The sequence below is a fragment of the Achromobacter sp. 01N37 genome (assembly GCF_056399725.1).
The window spans coordinates 62,453-83,049 of record NZ_JBFTRX010000017.1 but is presented as its reverse complement, the minus strand read 5'-3'; the positions used below and the strand labels follow the sequence as shown (position 1 = coordinate 83,049).

General features: G+C 64.7%; 21 protein-coding genes. 3 read left to right on the top strand and 18 right to left on the bottom strand.

Annotation, left to right across the window (positions count from 1 at the left end; translation table 11 throughout):
* Nucleotides 1-12: 12 nt before the first annotated feature.
* The gene (locus AC1DSJ_RS26255; RefSeq protein ID WP_441372492.1) at nucleotides 13-993 is read right to left on the bottom strand and encodes a Bug family tripartite tricarboxylate transporter substrate binding protein; all 981 of its coding nucleotides are present in this window, start codon (nucleotides 991-993) and stop codon (nucleotides 13-15) included.
* Nucleotides 994-1,152: 159 nt separating this feature from the next.
* On the opposite strand from AC1DSJ_RS26255, the gene AC1DSJ_RS26250 reads away from it, so the two are divergent.
* A complete protein-coding gene (locus AC1DSJ_RS26250; RefSeq protein WP_245636238.1) occupies nucleotides 1,153-2,049 on the top strand; it encodes a LysR family transcriptional regulator in 897 nt (298 codons plus the stop codon).
* A 15-nt stretch (nucleotides 2,050-2,064) separates the two neighbouring features.
* On the opposite strand, the gene AC1DSJ_RS26245 is transcribed toward AC1DSJ_RS26250, so the two are convergent.
* The 9 genes from AC1DSJ_RS26245 to AC1DSJ_RS26205 all read right to left on the bottom strand — a co-directional run bounded on the left by AC1DSJ_RS26245 (nucleotide 2,065) and on the right by AC1DSJ_RS26205 (nucleotide 11,405).
* Nucleotides 2,065-2,898, bottom strand: a complete 834-nt coding sequence (locus tag AC1DSJ_RS26245) for an AraC family transcriptional regulator (protein WP_441372491.1) — start codon at nucleotides 2,896-2,898, stop codon at nucleotides 2,065-2,067.
* 576 nt (nucleotides 2,899-3,474) lie between these two features.
* Nucleotides 3,475-4,410, bottom strand: coding sequence for a 2-hydroxyacid dehydrogenase (locus AC1DSJ_RS26240; RefSeq protein ID WP_441372490.1), 936 nt, complete (start codon nucleotides 4,408-4,410; stop codon nucleotides 3,475-3,477).
* A gap of 174 nt (nucleotides 4,411-4,584) precedes the next feature.
* Entirely contained in the window at nucleotides 4,585-5,655 is a 1,071-nt protein-coding gene (locus AC1DSJ_RS26235; RefSeq protein ID WP_054420919.1) for an ABC transporter substrate-binding protein, read from the bottom strand.
* Nucleotides 5,652-6,821 carry an NAD(P)/FAD-dependent oxidoreductase gene (locus AC1DSJ_RS26230; RefSeq protein WP_441372489.1) on the bottom strand — a complete coding sequence of 390 codons (1,170 nt, stop codon included), beginning with the start codon at nucleotides 6,819-6,821 and terminating at the stop codon, nucleotides 5,652-5,654. The genes AC1DSJ_RS26235 and AC1DSJ_RS26230 overlap by 4 nt, the downstream gene beginning before the upstream one ends.
* Nucleotides 6,818-8,203 carry an FAD/NAD(P)-dependent oxidoreductase gene (locus AC1DSJ_RS26225; RefSeq protein ID WP_441372488.1) on the bottom strand — a complete coding sequence of 462 codons (1,386 nt, stop codon included), beginning with the start codon at nucleotides 8,201-8,203 and terminating at the stop codon, nucleotides 6,818-6,820. The genes AC1DSJ_RS26230 and AC1DSJ_RS26225 overlap by 4 nt, the downstream gene beginning before the upstream one ends.
* Nucleotides 8,200-8,541: a (2Fe-2S)-binding protein gene (locus tag AC1DSJ_RS26220; RefSeq protein WP_441372487.1), complete on the bottom strand. Its 342-nt coding sequence runs from the start codon at nucleotides 8,539-8,541 to the stop codon at nucleotides 8,200-8,202. Before AC1DSJ_RS26220 ends, AC1DSJ_RS26225 begins: the two co-directional genes overlap by 4 nt.
* 37 nt (nucleotides 8,542-8,578) lie before the next feature.
* Nucleotides 8,579-9,373, bottom strand: a complete 795-nt coding sequence (locus tag AC1DSJ_RS26215) for an ABC transporter permease (RefSeq protein WP_054420915.1) — start codon at nucleotides 9,371-9,373, stop codon at nucleotides 8,579-8,581.
* Between the two features lie 18 nt (nucleotides 9,374-9,391).
* On the bottom strand, nucleotides 9,392-10,273 hold the full coding sequence (locus AC1DSJ_RS26210; RefSeq protein ID WP_441372486.1) for an ABC transporter permease: 882 nt from the start codon (nucleotides 10,271-10,273) through the stop codon (nucleotides 9,392-9,394).
* Nucleotide 10,274: 1 nt separating this feature from the next.
* Entirely contained in the window at nucleotides 10,275-11,405 is a 1,131-nt protein-coding gene (locus AC1DSJ_RS26205; RefSeq protein WP_441372485.1) for an ABC transporter ATP-binding protein, read from the bottom strand.
* 192 nt (nucleotides 11,406-11,597) lie between these two features.
* Between AC1DSJ_RS26205 and AC1DSJ_RS26200 the strand changes: the two genes are divergently transcribed.
* On the top strand, nucleotides 11,598-12,440 hold the full coding sequence (locus tag AC1DSJ_RS26200) for an IclR family transcriptional regulator (protein ID WP_054420913.1): 843 nt from the start codon (nucleotides 11,598-11,600) through the stop codon (nucleotides 12,438-12,440).
* Between the two features lie 55 nt (nucleotides 12,441-12,495).
* Here the strand turns inward: AC1DSJ_RS26200 and AC1DSJ_RS26195 are convergent, their stop codons facing one another.
* The gene (locus AC1DSJ_RS26195) at nucleotides 12,496-13,659 is read right to left on the bottom strand and encodes an alpha-hydroxy acid oxidase (RefSeq protein ID WP_054420912.1); all 1,164 of its coding nucleotides are present in this window, start codon (nucleotides 13,657-13,659) and stop codon (nucleotides 12,496-12,498) included.
* A 210-nt stretch (nucleotides 13,660-13,869) separates the two neighbouring features.
* Nucleotides 13,870-14,766, bottom strand: coding sequence for a phytanoyl-CoA dioxygenase family protein (locus tag AC1DSJ_RS26190; RefSeq protein WP_054420911.1), 897 nt, complete (start codon nucleotides 14,764-14,766; stop codon nucleotides 13,870-13,872).
* Nucleotides 14,767-14,927: 161 nt separating this feature from the next.
* Between AC1DSJ_RS26190 and AC1DSJ_RS26185 the strand changes: the two genes are divergently transcribed.
* The gene (locus tag AC1DSJ_RS26185; protein WP_441372484.1) at nucleotides 14,928-15,236 is read left to right on the top strand and encodes an acylphosphatase; all 309 of its coding nucleotides are present in this window, start codon (nucleotides 14,928-14,930) and stop codon (nucleotides 15,234-15,236) included.
* Nucleotides 15,237-15,320: 84 nt separating this feature from the next.
* Here AC1DSJ_RS26185 and AC1DSJ_RS26180 read toward each other — a convergent pair whose 3' ends face one another.
* The 6 genes from AC1DSJ_RS26180 to AC1DSJ_RS26155 all read right to left on the bottom strand — a co-directional run bounded on the left by AC1DSJ_RS26180 (nucleotide 15,321) and on the right by AC1DSJ_RS26155 (nucleotide 20,549).
* On the bottom strand, nucleotides 15,321-16,229 hold the full coding sequence (locus AC1DSJ_RS26180; protein WP_054420909.1) for an EamA family transporter: 909 nt from the start codon (nucleotides 16,227-16,229) through the stop codon (nucleotides 15,321-15,323).
* Between the two features lie 41 nt (nucleotides 16,230-16,270).
* Entirely contained in the window at nucleotides 16,271-17,329 is a 1,059-nt protein-coding gene (locus AC1DSJ_RS26175; protein WP_054420908.1) for a threonine aldolase family protein, read from the bottom strand.
* 5 nt (nucleotides 17,330-17,334) lie between these two features.
* A complete protein-coding gene (locus tag AC1DSJ_RS26170) occupies nucleotides 17,335-18,069 on the bottom strand; it encodes an amino acid ABC transporter ATP-binding protein (RefSeq protein ID WP_054421371.1) in 735 nt (244 codons plus the stop codon).
* A 33-nt stretch (nucleotides 18,070-18,102) separates the two neighbouring features.
* On the bottom strand, nucleotides 18,103-18,792 hold the full coding sequence (locus AC1DSJ_RS26165; protein WP_054420907.1) for an amino acid ABC transporter permease: 690 nt from the start codon (nucleotides 18,790-18,792) through the stop codon (nucleotides 18,103-18,105).
* 9 nt (nucleotides 18,793-18,801) lie between these two features.
* A complete protein-coding gene (locus AC1DSJ_RS26160; protein WP_054420906.1) occupies nucleotides 18,802-19,551 on the bottom strand; it encodes an amino acid ABC transporter permease in 750 nt (249 codons plus the stop codon).
* Nucleotides 19,552-19,637: 86 nt separating this feature from the next.
* Nucleotides 19,638-20,549 (bottom strand): amino acid ABC transporter substrate-binding protein, encoded by a 912-nt coding sequence (locus AC1DSJ_RS26155; protein ID WP_175170451.1) that lies wholly within the window; start codon nucleotides 20,547-20,549, stop codon nucleotides 19,638-19,640.
* Between the last annotated feature and the right edge of the window lie 48 nt (nucleotides 20,550-20,597).

Sequence of the window (20,597 nt, the reverse complement as noted above, 5' to 3'; positions counted from 1 at the left end):
GGAGCGGGACGATCAATCCAGACGGATGTCGGCCTTCTTGACCACCTGGCACCACTTGCTGATTTCGTCTTTGATCATCGTGCCGAACGCGGGGCCGGCTACGTCTGACACCTGCGCGCCTTGCTGCTCCAGATAGGTTTTCATGGCGGGCGCGTGCAAGGTTTGCACCAGGCCGTCAGTGAGCTTTTGGCGCAGCGGCTCGGGCAAGTTGGCGGGCGCCAGCATGCCGAACCACACCATGGCCTCGTAGCCGGGGTAACCGGATTCCGACACGGTGGGCACGTCGGGCAACATCGTCGACCGCTGCGGCGAGGTCACCGCCAAGGCTTTGAGCTTGCCGTCCTTGATGTAGGGGTAGGACGTCATCACCACGTCCATCATCATGTTGATCTGGCCGCCCACCAGGTCGATCAGCGCGGGACCGGAACCGCGATACGGCACGTGCACCATCGACACGCCAGCGGTGGTCTTGAAGAGTTCGGCCGCCAGGTGGTTCGACGTGCCTTGGCCGTTGGAGGCGAAGGAGTACTTCTCGGGGTCTTTCTTCAACAGCGCCACGAACTCTTGCAGGGTGTTGGCGGGCACCGATTGATTCACCGACATCACGTTGGGAATCGTCGCCACCACCGTCAGCGGGGTGAAGTCTTTGATGGCGTCGTAGGGCAGTTTGGAATACACGCATGGGGCGCTTCCGTGCGTGCTGACCGAGCCCATCAGAATGGTGTAGCCGTCGGCCGGCTGGCGGGCGACGTATTCGGTGCCGACAGTGCCGCCTGCGCCGGGGCGGTTTTCGACGATGACGTTGGCGGACAGGCGCTGGCCCAATCCTTCGGCCACCTTGCGCGCAATCAGGTCGGTGGACCCGCCTGCCGCAAACGGCACGACGATGCGGATCACTTTATCCGGCCAGGCGGCGCTGGCGGAACCCGCGGCCGCAAAAAGCGCGACCCCGGCGGCAATGCGACAGCAACTGCGTATCAGCCCTGAGTTCATGGCTTGGTTTCCCCTTGTTGATAGAACTTCCTTGTGGCCGGATCATGCGTGTCCGACCTTGGTTCGCTGCAACAACGGGTCCATCCTAGGCCTGCGCATTGAATGACAGCAGTCCTACAGGTTTATATTTGTATAACTGCCATTTATAGGTGCGCGGCCGTGAAGAATCCGGACCTGAATCTGCTTCTGCATTTCGATGCCTTGATGGCGTGCCGCAATGTGTCGCGCGCGGCCGAGCAGCTGAACATCAGCCAGCCGGCGATGAGCGCGGCGATGAACCGGCTGCGGCAGTTGTTTGGCGACCCTTTGCTGGTGCGTGAAAGCGGGGCGTGGCAGCCGACGGTGCGGGCGCTGGAGCTGCATCAGAATTTCAAGCCGCTGTTGGAAGGGTGGCATCGCGCAACGCGCACGCGAGAGGCGTTCGACCCGGCGCACTCATCACGCACGCTGTCGTTGTATGCAACGGACTATGTGCAGTACACGTTGCTGCCCAAGCTGATTCCCCGGCTGGCGGTGGATGCGCCGCACTTTCAGCTGCAGATCGTGCCGGCGCGGCCGCAGCATGGCTTGAGCATGCTGGACACGAATCATGTGGAGTTGATTGCGGGCTATTTTCCAGACCCGGCGCCGGATTTGCGTACGCGGTTTCTGTATCAGGAGCCTGCCGTGTGCATCGTGCGCGAGGGCCATCCCTGTTTGCGCAAGCGTTGGAATCTGGATGCGTACCTGAGCTATGGCCATTTGGATCTGGCGGCGCATACGCGGTACTTCAGTACGGCGATTGACCGCATCCTGATGGGGCAGAACCGCAGCCGCAAGATCGTGGCGACGCTGTCGAGTTATCTGGTGTGCCCGTTCATTGTTGAGGGTTCAGATTTGATTGCGACGATGCCGGTCAGCATTGCGAAGGCGATGACGGGTGCGGCGCGGATTGTGACGCAGAAGGTGCCGCTGACGTTGCCGCCGATTGCGGTGTCGCTGTATTGGCACGAGCGCTATCAGGACGACCCCGCGCACGCCTGGCTCAGGCAGTATCTGGCGGGCGTGCTGGGGTAGCCTTTTTGCGGAGCGCTATTTCAGGGGCAGGCAGATGCGGGTTTGCAGTTGCGCGGGCGGGGTGGTGCGGGGGTCGTTCAGGTATTGCTCGAACATGGGGAAGTCGGCGGGTGTCATGCCGCTTGCGGGCAGCCATTCCGAGAACATCCAGTTGTAGGGTTTGCTCATTTCGTTGTAGGGGCCGGTGTAGGTCAGGATGGCGCAGCGGCCGGCGGGAATTTCAAAGCGTTCGAGTTCGCTGCCCAGGTCGGCGTCGGGGGCCACGGACATGCCGGCAAGGGATCGAAGCTGGCTTTCCGGGACTTGTTCGGGGTCATCGAAGTAGACGCCGAAGCCAATGGATTCAGGCGCGGCGATGCCTCGGCTTGCGGCCAGCATGAAGGCGCGGGTGAAGGTGGTGCCGATGTTTTGGTAGCTGCCGCGATGGGGCAGGACGGCGAGGGTGGCGCCGGGGAAGGTTTCGATGTCGATGGGGTACATGGCTTGCTCCTTGGGGGTGAAGGGTTGGGAGCGGGCGGCCCGATACCGGCCCGGAGAGATGCCAAATACGTTCCCAAACGCGCGGTTGAACGCGGCGTCGGAGTCGTAGCCGGCGCGTTGCGCAACGTTGCGTAGTGGGTCCTGCGTGCCAGCCAGTGCGATCGCGGCGCAATGCATGCGAAGGCGCTGGACAGTGGCGTTGACGGTTTCGCCCATCATGGCGCGGTAGACCCGGTGAAAGTGATACGGCGACAGGCAGGCCAAGTCGGCGAGTTGGTGCAGGTCGGGGTCGGCGTCAGGGTGGGCGGCTAGCCAGTGCAGGACGGGGGTTAGGCGCTGGGCGTATTGGGTTCGGGTTTCGGGCTTCATGCTGGCTCCTTGGAGGGCAATGTAGCTTTGGGCGGTTTGCAGATTTTGCGGTTTTTTTGGTGTTGTTGCTGACTCTGGTGCTGATGCTGTTGCTGATGCTCTTGCTGATGCTGATGAGTTCTTTTGACGCATGGGGTGACGGGGGCCGGTGGGGTGCGGGTCAACGATTGCGGTCCGGAGCCTTCGCTCCGGACTGCCCCGTCGTCATCTTCGTCAGCGCCTGCGGCGCTTCCTTCAGATTCCCTCGGGCTTATCGACTCCCCGCACCCCACCGGCCCCCGTCACCCCATGCTCCGTCAATGGAAATTTCACGTCAGCTGGGGCGAGTGGTTTGCTTGGGGTACTTGCCAACGGCGGGGTGTGATGGAAGATCTTGCAGGGCCCGCCCCAGGCCGGCCGCGCGGGCGGCCTTTTGGGGCTTACGCGTTGTGATGATTGGACGAGTTTGGGGGGGCTTACGCGTTGTGATGGTTGGACGAGTTTGGGGGGGCTTACGCGTTGTGATGGTTGGACGAGTTTGGGGTGTTGTCGCGTTGCGTTCGAGATGTAGGACGCGCGGCCCAGCGTCGGGGTGGCTCAATATCCACGCACCGGGTCGAAGATGTTCGGTAGCGCTTCGCCGCGCTCATTCGCTTCGATCAACAACGCGGTGTGGCGCGCGCGTTCTTTGCGATCGGGGATCGCCGCGCAATGGGGCGTGATGATGATGCCGGGGTGCGTCCACAATGGGGAATCTTCGGGCAGCGGCTCTTGCTCGAATACGTCGAGAATCGCCTGGTTCAACTGGCCGCTGTCCAAGGCGTTGATGACGTCTTGCGTCACCATGTGCGAGCCGCGGCCGGCGTTGATGAGGCTGGCGCCGCGGGGTAGTTGCGATAGCGTGGCGGCGTTCAGGATGCCTTTGGTGGCGTCCGTGGCGGGGAGCAGGCAGACGAGCAGGTCGGTGTTGGACAGGAATTCGCCGAACTGGTCTTGGCCGGCGTAGGACGGCAGGCCGTCGAGTTTGCTGGCGCCGCGTGACCAGCCGCTGACGGGGAAGCCAACGCGTGACAGCAATTGCGCGCTGGCGACGCCCAGGTGGCCCAGGCCCATGATGCCGACGCGCACGTCGGCGGCAACGCGCAGGGAGTCGAACACTTCCCAGTGGCGGCGCGCCTGGTTGTCGACAACGCGTTTGATGTCGCGGGTGAGCATCAGCGCAGAGGTCAGCACGAACTCGGCCATTTCGGTCTGGGTGCGGCTGGTGACCATGCGGGCGATGGACAGGTGGCCCGGCAGTTGCGGGTCGGCCAGGATGTGGTCGACGCCGGCGCCTGCGCTGATGATGAGTTTCAGGTTGGGGAAGGTGGCCAGCCGGCCGGCGTCGGGGGCCCAGACCAGGGCGTAGTCGATGCTGGCCGGGTCGACGTTTTCATGCCAGCCCACCACGTCCAGCGCCGGGGCGAATGTGCGGAATTGTGCGCGCCATTCGTCTATGGCTTGGGGGCCGCCGGAGTTGATGATGAGCCGCATGCTGGTTCTTCCCTGTGTGCGGGCGTGGGCAGGCCCGGAGCGTGGTGGGTGTTGCGTGGTGCGTGTTGCGTGGTGTGCGGTGTGCGGTGCGCGCCTGCGGCTTGTCCACAGGCGGCGCGCCGCAAGATCTTAGCAACGTTTTCGTTGTCACCGTGCCAGATCTTGACCCGTTGTTTAACGTTCCACCGTGCGGTTCCAGCGGGCGTTGAAGGCGGGGCGTGCGGTGTTGATCTGGTCCCAGTCCAGGATCTTGGCGTTTTCCATGTAGCCCTGGAAGCGCTTGAGGGATTCGGCGTTGTCGGCGGGGGCCTTTACGTTTTTGTTCGACGGGAAGTGGCCGCCCATTTCCAGCGCCTTGGCTTGCGCGCTGGCCGACAGCAGGTACAGCGCCAGTTTCTGCGACAGCTCAGGTTCGCTGTTTTTGGCGATGACGCATTCACCCACCATCAGGATCACCGAGCCTTCTTTAGGCTGTGCGTATTCCACGGGAATGTCGCGCTTTTTCAAGCGGGCGATGGCGGTGGGGGTCAGCGGGAAGATGGCGGCTTCGTTGGACTGGATCATCTCGGCCAGCTTGGCCGAGTTGGGGATGTATTCCAGTACGTTGGGGCCGATGGTGTCGGGCCATTTCTTGAAGCCGGGTTCGTAGTTCTTGTCGTCGCCGCCCTGGATGCGATTGAACATCAGGAAGCCGTGCAGGCCGAAGGTGCTGCCTGATGCCGACTGGAATACGACTTTGCCCTTGTACTTGGGGTCGGCCAGATCCATCCACGACGTGGGCGGCGCCCAGCCTTTGTCGGCGAACATCTTGGTGTTGTAGCCCAGGCCCGTCATGCCGATGTCGATACCGGCGGCCATGCGGTCCTTCATCACGGCAGTGGGGTAGAGCTCTTTCAGGACGGGGTCGTCGTTCAACTGTTCGCACAGGCCCATCGAAATCGCGCGCGCCATGATGCCGTCGTCCAGGAACATGACGTGCATCTGCGGCTTGTCTTTGTAGGCTTGCGCCTTGGCCAGCACGTCGGTGGACGTGCCGGGCACCACAACGATTTTCACGTTGTTGGCCTTTTCGAAGTCCGGGAACACGTACTGCGTGAAGGCGCGTTCCATGTCGCCGCCGTTCATGCCGACGTACAACGTCTTTTGCTGCGCCATGGCGCCCGCGGACAGCAACGTCATCATCGCCGCGCCCAGCAGCCACTTCCCCTTGCTCAGGCGCGATGCGCCCTGTTTCTTATCCATCATGGTGACTCCAGCGTTTGCTCACGAACACTCTCAGGCCGAGCCGCGGCGCCGTGAGCGGCCACCGCGTATCGTTCAATGCGGAAGGCATCGATAGGAATGGAGGACTGGCCGCGCACGACCAATTCGGACAGCACTTCGCCCACGGCGGGGCCGATCTGAAAGCCCGCGCCCGACAGGCCGAAGGCGTGGAACAGGCCTGGCACGGTGGAGCTGGGGCCCAGCACCGGATTGTGGTCGGGCATATTGCCTTCCACGCCGGTCCAGAAACGGATGACCTGGGCGCCGCGCAGCACAGGCAGCAGCTTCGTGGCGTTGGCCATCAGCGTGCCCAGGCCGGCGCGGCCGGGCCGTGCGAAGTCGGGGTCTGACGACACGCCGCGTCCGCCGCCGATGACGCAGTTGCCGCGCGCAACCTGGCGGGCATAGATGCCGCCGCCTTGTATGCCCAAGCTGACGCTCATGAACACGGGCAGCGGTTCGGTCACCATCATCAGCGGGTGGATGGAGGTCTCGGGTACCGGCTCGCCGAAGCTTTCTGCGAATCGTCCCGCCCAGGCGCCCGCGCAATTGAGCAGGAAGCGCGAACGCACTTCGATATCGCCGGCGCGCACGATGAAGTGCGAGCCGTCGTGTTCGGCGGAGGTAACGCGCGCGCCTTCGCGCACGTCAGCGCCCAATGCGCGCGCTGCCCGGCCGAACGCAGGGGACACCAGGCGCGGGTTGGCGTGGCCGTCTTCGGGGCAGAACGAACCGCCAGCGACGTCCTGGCCCAGCCAGCCGAAGCGTTGCGCAAGCGCACGGCGGTCCAGCATTTCCAGGTGCATGCCAAAGCCGCGTGTGCGTTCACGGTATGCCTCCAGCAGCGCCATGTCGGCTTCCGAGGCGGCCAGTTTCAGATGGCCGGAACGCACGTATTCGCCATCGATGCCGATCAGCGATGGCAGGTGGCCCCATAGCTCATGCGCGCGGCGAGTCAGCGGCATCTGTTCCAGCCCGCGGCCCTGGCGGCGCACGCCGCCGTAGTTCACGCCGCTTGCGCGCGCGCCGCACAGCGCGGCTTCCAGCAGCACCACGGGTACGCCTAGCCGGCGCAGGAACAAGGCGGCGCTGCCGCCGACAATGCCGCCGCCGATGATGGCCACTTCGGTATCAATGCGCTGCGTCATGCCGACACCTTCTCTTGCCGTTCCAGGCACACCACGCGCACCGGCACGGGTTTGACGGGCGGCTGGTTGCGCAAGCGGCCAACGTCGGCGGGGGATCGGCCGCAAGCGTGCGCCAGCACTTCCGCTGCCGCTGCGCCGCACATGCGGCCCTGGCAGCGTCCCATGCCGACGCGCGTCAATGCTTTGACGCGATTCAGTTCCTGCGCATCCGTGTCGCGCACGGCTTGGCGCAGCGTGCCGGCGGTGACTTCTTCGCAGCGGCACAGGACGGTGTCGTCCGCAATGCTGGCCGCCCAATCTTCAGGGAAGGGGAACGCGAGTTCCAGCGCGGTGCGCACACGGCTGTTGGCGGCGAGCCGTGCTTCGAGCACCCGCGCACGCGCGGCGTCGTGCGAATGGCCTGTGTCTTCCAGCAAGGCCAGCGCGGCGCGTTCGCCGGCCAGTTCGGCGGCATCCGCGCCGCCGATGGCCGCGCCGTCGCCCGCCACGTAAACGCCCGGCACGCTGCTGCGTCCGGCGGCATCGCGCCGTGGCGTCCAGTTGCGGTCGCGGGCATTGAATTCGAACGCGCAGCCGACCAGGCTGGCCAGCTGCGTTTCGGATCGCAAGGCCAGGCCATAGGCCACGGCGTCGCAATCAATGGTGTGCAGGCGCGCGCCCTGGCGATAGCTCAGCCCCATCACGCGCGCGTCGCCCTGCACGGCCACCGGGCGCACGCCCGAACGCAGCGGCACGCCGTGCGCGCGCAGCCACGCCATGTAGTACAGGCCCTTGGCCAGCAGACCGGGTGCGCGCATGAGGCCCGGCAAGGCCGCCAGCCGATCCGTGAAGCGCGAGGTATCCAGCACCGCCGCCACCTGTGCGCCGGCCTTGGCGTATTGATACGCCACCAGATACAGCAACGGCCCCGTGCCCATGAAGACCACGCGCGAACCGATGGCGCAGCCCTGGAACTTCAGCGCCACCTGCGACCCGCCCAAGGTGTAGACGCCGGGGGTCAGCCAGCCGGGAAAGGGCAGCACGCGATCCGTCGCGCCCGTGGCCAGGATCAGGTGCGTGTACGGCACGGCCGTGCTGACGCCATCCTGCAAGACGTCCAGCGTCTTGCCTTCCACGTTCCACACCAGGCTGCCGGGGCGGTAATCCACGTGCGGCAGTATGTCGGCCATGGTGCGGTGCACGGCATCGGCCTTGCGGTGTTCAAACCCGTAGAGCTCGGATTTCGCGCGTTGGAATCCGGGTGGCGGCTGGCGGTAGATCTGGCCACCGGCGCGTGGGGCTTCGTCCAGAATGACGGGGCGCAGGCCTTGCGCCACCAGCGCTTGCGCGGCGCGCACGCCAGCGGGGCCGGCGCCCACGATCACAGGCATCATCATGCTCATGCTGCGTCGTCCTCTGACCATGCTGCGGCCGATAGCGAACCCGGCACGACGGCAGGCGCAAGCGGCGTGCTTTGCAGGCGCATGCCCGGTTCGATGAAGGTGGAACAGGCGCGCACGCGCGAGCCGTCTTCCAGCTGCATCCAGCAGTCTTGGCAGGCGCCCATCATGCAGAAGCCCGCGCGCGGGCCGCCGCCGAATTCAGACTGGCGCACGCGGTCGGCTTGGGTCAGCACGGCGGTCAGCACGGTGTCGCCAGCCAAGGCGCGGCAGGCTTGCCCGTCAAGCGTGAAGGTCACCGCAGGCCGGCCCGTTTCGGCCAGGCGTTTCAGAATTGCCATGATGCCGGCGCCTCTCTTTTTGCAAATGGCGGGGTGATCATTTCTGGCCCACCAGAACGCGGTCCAGTCCGTAGACACGGTCCAGCAGGAGCATGGTGACGGCGGTCAGGCCGATGACCAGGGCGGACACGGCGGCCATCATCGGGTCGATGGATTCGGTGGCGTACATGTACATGCGCACGGGCAGCGTGATGGTGGACGGCGCGGTGATGAACACCGACATCGTCAGCTCGTCAAAGCTGTTGATGAACGCCAGCAGCCAGCCGCCCGACACGCCGGGAATGATCAGCGGCAGCGTCACCTGAAAGAATACGGTGGCGCGGCTGGCGCCGAGCGACAGCGCGGCGTGTTCGATGGAGCGGTCAAAGCCAACCAGCGCGCCTATCACCAGCCGCATCACATACGGCGTGATGACGACCACGTGCGCGGCGACCAGCCACGGGAAACTGCCCGCCATGCCCATCAGCGCAAAGAAGCGCAGCAGCGCTACGCCCAGCACCAGATGCGGGATCATCAGCGGCGACAGGAACAAACCGTTCAACACGTCGCGGCCCGGAAAGCGGTAACGCGTGATGGCGATGGCCGCTGGCACCGCCAGGCACACTGCGATGGTGGCCGACAGAAACGCCAGCCACAGGCTGTTCTGAAAGGCCTGCATGAAGTTGGGGTGGTCGAACACGGCGCGGAACCAGCGCAGCGAAAAGCTCGTTGTCGGCACCGTCAATGTGGTGTCGGGCGTGAACGCCACGAGGCACACGATGACCAGCGGCGCCAGCACGAACGCCACCACCAGGAAGTTGAACGCCAGCGCGAAAGGACCGTTCTTCTGCATGTTGAATTCCTTTGCGGGCTAGCCGAGGCTGCGGCGGTAAGAGCGTTCAACAACGCGGTTGTACGCCATCATGATGATCACGTTGACCACCAGCAGCACGATCGCGATGGCCGCGCCCAGCGGCCAGTTGAGCTCGGTCAGGAATTCGTCGTACACGACGGTGGCCACCATCTTCAGACGGCGTCCGCCCAACAGCGCGGGAATGGCGAACGAGCTGGCCGACAAGCCGAACACGATCAGGCTGCCCGACAAGATGCCCGGCATCGCCTGCGGCAGCACGATGCGCGTCAGCGTCTGAAAGCGCGAGGCATTCAGCGACAGCGCGGCGTGTTCAACAGTGGGGTCGAGCTTTTGCAGCGAGGTCCAAACCGGAATCACCATGAAGGGCAGCATCACGTGCACCAGGCCGATGATGACGGCGGTGGGCGTGTAAAGCAGCGGCCCCATCCCCAACGCCGCAGCAGCTTTGCCAATGGCGCCGCCCGGGCCCAGCAGCATGCTCCAGCCAAAGGCGCGCACCACCAGCGAGATCAACAACGGCGACAGCACGACCAGCAGGAAGATGGAGCGCCAGGGCTTGCCCATGCGCGACAGGATGTAGGCTTCGGGTGCGCCGACCAGCACGCAGATCAGCGTGGTGACGCCCGCGATCCAGAACGTGCGCCAGAAGATTTCCAGGAAGTAGCTGTCGGTGACCACCGCCAGATAGTGTTCGAACGTATGGCCCGGCAAGATGCCCGCACTGTAGTCGAAGGGGCGGAACGACAGCACGAAGGTCAACGCCAGCGGCGTCAGCACCAGCGTCAAAAAAACAATGGCCAGCGGCAGCGAACCCAGGATGGCGAGCGTGCCGTCGTTGCGCGGCTTGGGGCCGGCGGCGGCTTGAGTCAGTGTCGCCATGTCAGGCCCCGTGAACGTCTTGCGCGGCATGGGCGCCATGTGCGCCATGGACGTTTTGCGCAGGGCTGACGTCTGGCGCGCCCGGCGCGCGCAGCACGCGCAACACGCCTTCTGCCCAGTCCAGGCCGATGGTTTCGCCATCGTCGTGCGGGCGGCGGCCGTCGTTGGGCGTCAGGATGGTCAGCGCCCCCACAGGCGAATCCAGGTCGTACATCCACTGGCTGCCCAGGAAGTAGCGCGTGTTGACCACACAGGCCAGCTTGCCCTGGCCAGCCGGCACGGGCACGAGCTTTTCGGGGCGCAGCGACAGCTGCACGGTGTCGCCATGGCGCAGGCCTTCGCCATCCACCACGACACGCAGCGCGCCGGTTTCGATTTCGGCCTGCGCACCGCAACGCGTCACGCGGCCCGGCAGCAGATTGGTCTTGCCCACAAAGCGCGAGATGAATTCGGTTTGCGGATGTTCGTACATGCGAAACGGCGCATCGACCTGAGTGGCGCGGCCATCCTGCATGACCACGACGCGGTCGCTGATGGACAGCGCTTCGGCCTGGTCATGCGTGACCATGACGGTGGTGGTGCCGATCTTCTTCTGGATGCTGCGCAGCTCGAACTGCATGTCTTCGCGCAGCTTGGCGTCCAGGTTGGACAGCGGCTCGTCCAGCAGCAGCACGGGCGGGCGGATGACCAGCGCGCGCGACAGCGCCACGCGTTGGCGCTGACCGCCGGAGAGTTCACGCGGAAAGCGGTCGGCGTGCTTGTCCAGCTTCACCAGCGCCAGCGCTTCCCGTACGCGCTCCTGGCGTTCCGCGCGGTCCACCTTGCGCATCTTCAGCCCGAAGGCCACGTTGTCGGCAACCGTCAGGTGCGGAAACAGCGCATAGCTCTGGAACACGATGCCCAGCCCGCGCGTGTTGGGCTTGGCGTGGGTGATGTCGCGCCCATCCAGCGTGATGGTGCCGCGGGTGACGTCGGCAAAGCCGGCAATCATCTGCAAGGTGGTGGTCTTGCCGCAACCGGATGGCCCCAGCAGCGAGACAAACTCCCCTTGTTCCACTGTCAGGCTCAGATCGGAAACGACGCGCAGGTCGCCGTAGTTCTTGGAGACGTTGTCCAGCCGCAGAAATGACATTTTCCAAACCCCGTCGCCCGGTGCGGGCGTTGCGCCGCGCGTAGCGGCTTATTGATGGGGCAGTCTAGGATTTGCCAAAAGCCGGGGTCAATTAGGGTTTTCCGAAGAATCGAATTTTTTAACTATTAATTTCATCTAGCTGAATTTCCTGATAAAAATACACCAAGTAATTTTGATTATCGGAAACAAAGAATGAAGAAATCAGAAACAGCAGAAGATTCCGGTGGCCAGGGCGTGTTGCAGCGGGCCTTTGCCGTGCTGCGCGTGCTGGCTGACGCGAAAGGAGAAAAGCTGCGCCTGACCGATATCGCTGCGCGCACCGGCCAGGCGCAAGCCACGGTGCACCGCGTGCTGCAAGGGCTGATGCAGGAAGGCGTGGTCGAGCAGCCCGCGCAAAGCAAGGGCTACCAGTTGAGCGTGGCGTTCTTCTCGCTGGCGGCGGCGGCCGGCACCCACCAGTCGAGCCTGCGTTCGTTGTACCGGCCGGCCATGCTGCGTTTGTCAGGCATGTTGAACGACACGATTTTTCTGCTGGTGCGCAGCGGTTTCGATGCTGTCTGCGTGGACCGCGTAGACGGCGCGTTTCCCGTGCGTTCGCATACGGGCGACATTGGCGGGCGGGTGCCGCTGGGCATGGGCCAGGGCGGCCTGGTGCTGTTGGCGAGCCTGCCGGAAGCCGAGCGCGAAGAAGTGATCCGCTTCAACATTCCGCGGCTGCATCATCTGGGTTTTGTGGACGAGATCTCGATGCGCGTGCGCATCAAGGAATGCCAGGAACTGCAATACGCGCGCAGCCAGGGGCAGGGCGTGTTCCCGAATATCGCGGGGCTGGCGGTACCGGTCTATGACCCCAACGGCGTGACAGTGGCGGCGCTAAGCGTCGCCGCCCCCATCGAACGCATCAACGACGAACGCCTGCCGCTGATCGTGGAAATGCTGCGCCGTGAGGCCGATGCGGTTGGTGCGCAGATCAATCCGTTTGATCCGGCATTGCGGCGGCCCAGTCAGTATTTGGGCGCGGGCAACGGGGGGTAATTGGGGGGATGGCGGTTGAGGGGCGGCAACGTGTCACGTTCGCCGCCCTGACCGATCAGTTCGGATACGTGCCCGGCAGCAAAATGCTGCGGTCGCCCGGCTCGATCGAGCGGCGGCCGCACAGGGCCATCGTCGTGTCCATTTCCTTGTAGAGCAGCTCCAGCGCGCGGGTTACGCCCGCCTGGCCGTAGGCGCCCAGGCCGTACAGGAAAGCGCGGCCGATCATCGTGCCGCGTGCGCCCAGCGCCACGGCCTTCAGGATGTCTTGGCCGGAACGGATGCCGCCGTCCATCCAGACTTCGATCTTCGAGCCCACCGCGTCGGCAATCGACGGCAGCGCGGCAATCGAGGACATGGCGCCGTCCAGCTGACGCCCGCCGTGATTGCTGACGATCAGCGCATCCGCGCCGCTATTGGCGGCCAGCTGTGCGTCTTCCACATCCAGGATGCCCTTGATGATGAGCTTGCCGCCCCAGCGCTGCTTGATCCATTCCACGTCGTCCCAGCTCAAGCGCGGGTCGAATTGTTCGGCCGTCCAGGCCGACAGCGACGACAGGTCGCTCACGCCCTTGGCGTGGCCGACGATGTTGCCGAAGGTGCGGCGCTTGGTGCCCAGCATGCCCATGCACCAGCGCGGCTTGGTCGCCAGGTTGATCAGGTTGCGGATGGTGGGCTTGGGCGGGGTCGACAGGCCGTTCTTGATGTCTTTGTGGCGTTGGCCCAGGATCTGCAAGTCCAGCGTCAACACCAGCGCGGTGCAGCCAGCAGCCTTGGCGCGGTCGATCAGGTTGGCCACGAATTCGCGGTCGCGCATCACGTAGAGCTGGAACCAGAACGGCTTCTTCGTGGCTTCGGCCACGTCTTCCAGCGAGCAGATGCTCATCGTCGACAGCGTGAACGGCACGCCGAAATCCGCCGCAGCCTTGGCCGCCAGGATCTCGCCATCCGCATGCTGCATGCCGGTCAGACCCGTGGGCGAAATCGCCAGCGGCATCACCACGTCATGCCCCACCATCGTGGTGCGCAACGACCGGCCTTCCATGTTCACCGCCACGCGCTGACGCAGCTTGATCTTCTGGAAATCGCTTTCATTGGCGCGGTACGTGCCTTCCGTCCAGGCGCCGGAATCGGCGTAGTCGTAGAACATGCGCGGCACGCGCTTTTGCGCAACGGCGCGCAAATCTTCGATGCAGGTGATCGTAGAAAGGTTAGCGGTCATGGGAGGTCTGAGGAGTGATAGAGGTGCGCCAGCTGCGTTTCGTATTTTTAGAATCTGGAGCCGCCGGCTGCGGGCGGCTGTGCCGCAACGCCTGGGTGACAGACCCTGCGGCGCCGCCCAGTATACGCGCCGAGGCCGGCAAGCGCTGCTTGCCGGCCCCGTTCGCCCCCCCCTCTCTGACCGGGGCTCTGCGGCCCCGGTCCACCCAAGCTATCGCGGCCAGACCTTGCTGACCGCGCGGATCGTCGCCCACGCCACCCAGCGCGGGCTGGTCAGCCGCGCGCCCGGCAAACGGCGCATCACATCCACCGCCAGGCCGCCGCGCTTGTGCCATTGCTTTTTGCGGGTCTGGCTATCGGTCCAACGGCCCTCCAGCCACGGGAATTCGCGGCGTCCCGGCTTGTAGACCGGCGGCGTGTTGTAGATCAGGATGTACGCCAGCCGCGGCGACGGCGACGTGTTCGGCCCCGTGAAGTGCAGCGTGCGGGCGTCGTGCACGGTGATGCCGCCCGGGTCCAGCGGTTCGGCCACCGCCTGGTCGCGCGCGAAATCGCCGCAGCATTCCAGCGGATGCAGGGTCTTGTCGCCGCCAGGCGAACGATGCTCCAGCACGTCCCACTTGTTGGACCCGGGAATGAACTGCATGCAGCCGTTTTCAACGGTTGCCGGTTGCAGCGCCAGCCAGATGCTCAGCTCGTTGTAGACAAAGTCGGGCGAACGGAACGCCTCGTCCTGGTGCCACGGCGTCTCGGGGCCGAACGGGCCGGGCTTGAGCAGGGCGTGTTCGCCATACAGCGCCGCCTCTTCGCCCAACAGTTGGCGGGCCAGGTCCAGCGTGCGCTCGTGATAGGCCGTCTTCAACAGACCGGGGGCATAATGACGCGGATCGTGCAGGCTGGGAAACTTGGCCGGCTTGGACGGATCGTCCCGGCTGACAAAGTCGTACTGTGCGCCCTCGTTGTAGCCGGTCTTGTTCGCAAACAGGTCCAGCAACGTCCGCCGGATGTATCCCACTTCATCCTGCGGGCACATGTCCTTCAGGGCCAGGTACCCCTGATCCCTGTAGCGCGCTGTCTCAGCTTCCGACAACAAACTGGTCTCTTCCATAATGGCTTCTCCAAGCTCTAGTAGCGGGTGTTCCCGTTGGCACGTTTTGACATGAGCTCTAACGTATCGCTTCGGTGCCATCCGGGCCTATAGACCATCCGCCGTAGCCATTACCGCCTACGCACATCGCGCCGGGCGGCGCATCATCCGAAGGAAAATTCATGCAAGACCATCAGCAAGCTCCGCAATCCGACACCCATTTCGAAACTGTCCTCGTCAGCATCAGCGGCACCGTGCAAGGCGTGGGATATCGCCACGCCACGGTCAGGCGCGCTCACATGCTGGGGGTGACGGGTTGGGTGCAGAATCTGCTGGACGGCACGGTCGAGGCCCTGGTGCAGGGCACGCCCGACCAGGTGGATCACATGCTGGAATGGTTGCGGCGCGGCCCGCCGGGCGCATCGGTCACGGAAATCACGACGCGCCGGGAGTACACCGACAAGCGTTACATTCGCTTCGAGCAGGTGTAGGCGGATAGGCCGCCCTCGGCAGGACGGTGTAATCCCATCAGCCGAGAGCAGGGCGCGGCAGCAAAGCTGCCGCTACGGCAACGGTCAGCGGCTGCGCAGCCAGCGCCCGCCCACCTGATTGACGACCAGGCCCGCCAACACGCAGGCAGCGCCCACCCATTGCAAGGGCTGCAAGCTTTCGCCAAACGCCGCCGACGCCGCCCACAGGCCCACGACGGGCACCAGCAACGAGAACGGCGCGATCTTCGCCGCGGGGTGGCGGGTCAGTAACTGGGTCCACAAGGTGTAGGCCAAGAGCGTCGCCAGCACCGCCAGGTACAGCACCGACAGCGCCTCGCCCCAGCCCATACCCGTCACCATGCCTACCACCGGCTCCCAGCCGTCGATCAGCACGGCCAGCAGCAGGAACGGCAGAACCGGCGCGGCGCTGCTCCAGGCGATGAAGGCGAAGGGGTCGTAGCCGGGCGCCTTGCGGCTGGCCAGCCGGACGATCAGGTTGGACACCGCCCACATGAACGCGCCGCCAAGTGTCAGCACAAAGCCCAGCATCGTCATCTGGCCAGGGCCTTCGCCGCGTCCGCCGGCAATCACCGCCAGCCCCAACGCGGCCACGCCCAGCCCGATCCAATGATGGCGGCGCGCCCGCTCGCCCAGCACAGGCGCAGCCAATAGCAACGTGAAGAACGCCTGCGTCTGGATCACCAGCGAGGCCATGCCAGCCGGCATGCCGAACTTCAACGCGGTGAACAGCAGGCCGAATTGGCCCAACCCCTGCACCAGCCCGTAGGCGGCGATCCAGTGCCACGGCAGCTGTGGCCGTCGCACAAACAGGATCAGGGGGAAGGCCGCCAGCGCGAACCGGAGTGCGCCCAGCATCATGGGGGACAAGCCCCGCATGCCGACCTTCATGACAACAAAATTCAGGCCCCAGATGACCACCACCGCCAAGGCGCAGAAATAGTCTTTACGGGTGAGAGGGGTAGTCGTGGACATCCGGCATTATCGCATCGCCGGCCCCTGCCGGCGGCGATAACTCAACGCTTTTTCAGTACCGTGGCGAACGCTTGCACCGCGGTATCGATGTCGTCATCGTCGATGTGCCGATGGGTCACGCAACGCAGCCGCGTGCGCCCCCACGGACGGGTCAACAAGCCTTCCGCTTGCAGCGCCGCCACCCACTGCGCGTTCGTCATGCCGGTGTTAGCGGTCTCGACCTGCACGATGTTGGTCTGCGGCACAGTTGCCGACAGCGCAGGCGCCAAGCCATTGATGCCGTCGCTCAAGCGGCGCGCGCGCACGTGGTCTTCGACGAGCCGGTCGGTCATCGTCTGCACGCCTTCCAAGCCGGCCGCCGCCATGATGCCGGACTGGCGCTGCGTGCCGCCCAGCATGCGGCGCAAGGTGCGCGTGCGGGCGATTACCGTCTTGCTGCCCGCCAGCACCGCACCCACCGGCGCGCTCAGGCCCTTGGACAGGCACAGCGACACGGTGTCGGCGTACTGCGTGATCTCAACGGCCGGCACGCCCAGCGCCACCGCGGCGTTGAACAGGCGCGCGCCGTCCAGGTGCACGGGGATGCCCGCGGCGTTCGCCATGCCGTACACGGCCTGCATATGATCCAGCGGCAAGACCGCGCCCCCGGCGTTGTTGTGCGACGTTTCCATCGCCACCAGCGACGTCTTCAAACGGTGGCCCCCGGACAAGAGCGCTTCGTCCAGCCGGTTCAGGTCCATCGCGCCATCGGTGCCGGACACGCCCTGGTAGAACAGGCCCGTAAAGGTCGCGGCGCCGCGTTCCGACGTGTACATATGGGCGGACGATTCCAGCACCACCTGTTCGTTGCGCTGCGTTTGCGCCAGCACGGCCAGCAGGTTGGCCATGGTGCAGCTGGGCACGAACAGCCCCGCTTCCTTGCCCAGGCGGGCCGCCACATGGGCTTCCAGCGCGCGTACGGAAGGGTCGCCATCCAGCCCGTCGTCGCCAATGGGCGCGGTGCGCATGCGCTCGTACATGGCCGCGGTGGGATGGGTGACCGTGTCGCTGCGCAGGTCGACAGGGCTGGTCGGGTGGTCGGCGGGAATCCGCTGGGTCATGGCGTTCAATGCTGCAAAATTTTGGAAAGAAATTGGCGCGTGCGCGGAGCACGTTCCTCTACATTGCCGAAGAACGCGTCTTTGTCGCAGTCTTCAACAATCTTGCCGCCGTCCATGAAGATCACACGGTCGGCGACGCGGCGGGCGAATCCCATTTCATGGGTCACCACCATCATCGTCATGCCCTCGCGGGCAAGGTCGGTCATGACGTCCAGCACCTCGTTGACCATCTCGGGGTCCAGCGCAGACGTCGGTTCGTCAAACAGCATCACCACCGGGTCCATCGACAGCGCGCGCGCAATGGCCACGCGCTGCTGTTGGCCGCCCGACAATTCGCCGGGATGCTTGTCCTTGTGCGCCGACAGGCCCACGCGTTCCAGCAGCGCCAGCGCGCGCGTGCGCGCTTCGTCCTTGCTGCGGCGCAGCACCTTGACCTGACCCAGGCACAGGTTCTCGGTCACGGACAGATGCGGGAATAGCTCGAAGTGCTGGAACACCATGCCGGCCACCGCACGCAGCTTGGGCAGATTGGTGCGGGGGTCGCCCACCGAAATGCCGTTGACCACGATGTCGCCCTGTTGAAAGGGTTCCAGCGCGTTCACGGTCTTGATCAGCGTGGACTTGCCGGACCCGGACGGCCCGCACACCACCACGACCTCGCCTTTGCCGACGGTCGTCGTGCATTCATCCAGCACCTGAAAGGAGCCGTACCACTTGCTGACCTGCTTGATCTCGATCATCGGAGGCGTCGAAGAAAATTGCATCGTTAAACCCTATCGCAGCACACGGGTGCGCTTTTCCAGCAGTTTGACCAGGCGGGACGCCGTGAAGCAGATCACGAAATACACCACCGCCACAAAGAGGTAGAGCTCCACCAGCCGGCCATCGCGCTGGCCGATCTTGGAGGCCGCGCCCAGGAAGTCCGTCAGTGACAGCACGTAGACCAACGAGGTGTCCTGGAACAGGATGATCACGCGCGTCAGCAGCGCGGGCACCATGTTGCGAAACGCCTGCGGCAAGATCACGTAGCGCATGCCTTGCCACGGGCTCAGGCCAATCGCCATGCTGGCCGACACCTGCCCGCGCGCAATCGACTGGATGCCGGCGCGCATGATTTCGCAGAAGTACGCGGCCTCGAACATCGTGAAGGTGATGACCGCCGAATTGAACGCCCCCACGCGCAAGGGCGTGGGCGACCCCACCACCCAGGCCGCAATGTACGGCACCAGGAAGTAGAACCAGAAGATCACCAGCAACAGCGGAATCGACCGCATCACGTTCACATAAATGCCCGCCGGCACCGACAGGATCTTGAAGCGCGACAAGCGCATCATCGCAAGCAGCGTGCCCAGCGCCAGGCCCATTACAGCGGCCAGCACCGTCAGCGTCAGCGTGAACGTCATGCCCGTCTGGAACAGATAGGGCAGGGCGGTCCAGATCACATCGAAATCGAATTTACCCACGGCGTTCCCCTAGCGGCTCTTGCCGGCTGAACCGATCAGCCCGGGAACAGCGACATGGCGTTCAAGCAGGCGCATACCCAGCACGACGATGCCGTTGAGGATCAGGTAAATCACCGTCGCGGCGGAGAACGCCTCGAAGATGTGGAAACTGAATTCCTGCATGGAGCGCGCCTGGCCGGTCAGTTCCAGCAGGCCGATCGTCAGCGCCACCGAGGAATACTTGATGGTGCCCATGAATTCGGAAGTCAACGGCGGCAGCACGATGCGAAACGCTTCGGGCAGGATGATGTAGCGATACACCTGCACCTCGGTCAGCCCCAGCGCGGTGCCCGCCTGGAACTGGCCGCGCGGCAAGGACTGGATGCCGGCGCGCAATTGTTCGGCCACGCGGGCCGATCCATAAAACCCCAGGCACAGCACCGCAGGCACGAACTGCCCCCACGGCTGCGGCATCTGCTTCATCGCCAGACCCCAGGCATGCGGCAGCAGCTCGGGCAGCACGAAGTACCACAGGAACATCTGCACCAGCAGCGGGATGTTGCGGAAGATCTCGACGTAGGTCGCACCAACGACGTTCATCAGCCGGGACTGCGCCGTGCGCATCACGCCCAGCCAGGACCCCAGCAGCAAAGAGAAGACCCACGCGGTCAGCGCCAGCGCCAGCGTCCAGCCCACGCCGATCAGGAGCGTCTGCAGGAAGGTGTGCACGCCGTCTGGCGACATCTCCAGGAAGACGCCCCAACTCCAGTTGTAATTCATGCCTGTGCCTTAGATGGCGGCGCCGGCCCCGGCGCCTTGCCCCAAAACCGCCGCGGGACGCACTGGGCGTCCCGCGGACTACCTGCTTACTCGTATACCTTGGGGTCACCCGAATCGGTCGGGTTCGCCAGCGCGCGCTTGAGCGCGTCGCTCATCGGATACTTCAGGTTGATCTGCTTCGGGGGAATCGGCGAATTGAAGTACTTGTCGTAGATGGCAGCGACCTTGCCGGTCTTGATCAGGTCCACCACGGCGTCGTCCACCACCTTCTTGAAGGCGGGGTCGTCCTTGGGTTCCATGATGCCGTAGGGAGCCATTTCCAGGCCCTTCTTGCCGATCACGAATGCGTCCGGGTTCTTCGACGAGGCCACGGCGCCGTAGGCGATGCCGTCATCGTTGGCCGAACCGGCGGCACGGCCCGATTCCACCATCAGGATGGTCTCGGCGGTATCCTTCGTCGGCGCCATCGTGATGCCCAGGTTGCCCTTGGCGTTCAGGCCCGAGATCAGGCGGAACGTCTGGCCACCGGCTTGGGCGGCGATGGTCTTGCCGCGAAACGATTCCAGGTTGTTGGGATCAACGCCGCCGTCCTTGCGCGCCACCAGCACCACTTGCGCCACGAAGGTCGTGGGCGCGAACGACACCAGCTTGTGGCGGTCCAGGTTATTGGTGGTGTTGCCGCATTCCAGGTCGATCGTGCCGTTGGCCAGCAGCGGGATGCGCGTGGCCGAGGTCGTCGGGTTGTAGCGCACTTCCAGCTTGGGCAGCTTCAGCGCGGCCTTCACGTACTGGGCGACTTCCTGGCAGATCTCGACCGTGTACCCGACCGGCTTCTGGTTGCCGTCAAGGTAGGCGAAGGGGACGGACGTCTCGGGGTGGCCGATGGTGATCACGCCCGTTTCGCGGATCTTGTCCAGGCGGCTGGGGCCTTCGGCGTGGGCGGTGGCGGCGCTGCCCAGCAAGGTGGCGGCAACCGAGATCGCGGCAAATGCTTTCATCTGAATCCCTTGGCGCCGTGCGTGCGGCGCGTGTTTGCAATGTCGATC

Bases quoted from the DNA above. Each gene is read 5' to 3' on its own strand.
- AC1DSJ_RS26255 (WP_441372492.1), bottom strand. From the start codon at position 993: ATGAACTCAGGGCTGATACGCAGTTGCTGTCGCATTGCCGCCGGGGTC.
- AC1DSJ_RS26245 (WP_441372491.1), bottom strand. From the start codon at position 2,898: ATGAAGCCCGAAACCCGAACCCAATACGCCCAGCGCCTAACCCCCGTC.
- AC1DSJ_RS26240 (WP_441372490.1), bottom strand. From the start codon at position 4,410: ATGCGGCTCATCATCAACTCCGGCGGCCCCCAAGCCATAGACGAATGG.
- AC1DSJ_RS26235 (WP_054420919.1), bottom strand. From the start codon at position 5,655: ATGATGGATAAGAAACAGGGCGCATCGCGCCTGAGCAAGGGGAAGTGG.
- AC1DSJ_RS26230 (WP_441372489.1), bottom strand. From the start codon at position 6,821: ATGACGCAGCGCATTGATACCGAAGTGGCCATCATCGGCGGCGGCATT.
- AC1DSJ_RS26225 (WP_441372488.1), bottom strand. From the start codon at position 8,203: ATGAGCATGATGATGCCTGTGATCGTGGGCGCCGGCCCCGCTGGCGTG.
- AC1DSJ_RS26220 (WP_441372487.1), bottom strand. From the start codon at position 8,541: ATGGCAATTCTGAAACGCCTGGCCGAAACGGGCCGGCCTGCGGTGACC.
- AC1DSJ_RS26215 (WP_054420915.1), bottom strand. From the start codon at position 9,373: ATGCAGAAGAACGGTCCTTTCGCGCTGGCGTTCAACTTCCTGGTGGTG.
- AC1DSJ_RS26210 (WP_441372486.1), bottom strand. From the start codon at position 10,273: ATGGCGACACTGACTCAAGCCGCCGCCGGCCCCAAGCCGCGCAACGAC.
- AC1DSJ_RS26205 (WP_441372485.1), bottom strand. From the start codon at position 11,405: ATGTCATTTCTGCGGCTGGACAACGTCTCCAAGAACTACGGCGACCTG.
- AC1DSJ_RS26200 (WP_054420913.1), top strand. From the start codon at position 11,598: ATGAAGAAATCAGAAACAGCAGAAGATTCCGGTGGCCAGGGCGTGTTG.
- AC1DSJ_RS26195 (WP_054420912.1), bottom strand. From the start codon at position 13,659: ATGACCGCTAACCTTTCTACGATCACCTGCATCGAAGATTTGCGCGCC.
- AC1DSJ_RS26190 (WP_054420911.1), bottom strand. From the start codon at position 14,766: ATGGAAGAGACCAGTTTGTTGTCGGAAGCTGAGACAGCGCGCTACAGG.
- AC1DSJ_RS26185 (WP_441372484.1), top strand. From the start codon at position 14,928: ATGCAAGACCATCAGCAAGCTCCGCAATCCGACACCCATTTCGAAACT.
- AC1DSJ_RS26180 (WP_054420909.1), bottom strand. From the start codon at position 16,229: ATGTCCACGACTACCCCTCTCACCCGTAAAGACTATTTCTGCGCCTTG.
- AC1DSJ_RS26175 (WP_054420908.1), bottom strand. From the start codon at position 17,329: ATGACCCAGCGGATTCCCGCCGACCACCCGACCAGCCCTGTCGACCTG.
- AC1DSJ_RS26170 (WP_054421371.1), bottom strand. From the start codon at position 18,069: ATGATCGAGATCAAGCAGGTCAGCAAGTGGTACGGCTCCTTTCAGGTG.
- AC1DSJ_RS26160 (WP_054420906.1), bottom strand. From the start codon at position 19,551: ATGAATTACAACTGGAGTTGGGGCGTCTTCCTGGAGATGTCGCCAGAC.
- AC1DSJ_RS26155 (WP_175170451.1), bottom strand. From the start codon at position 20,549: ATGAAAGCATTTGCCGCGATCTCGGTTGCCGCCACCTTGCTGGGCAGC.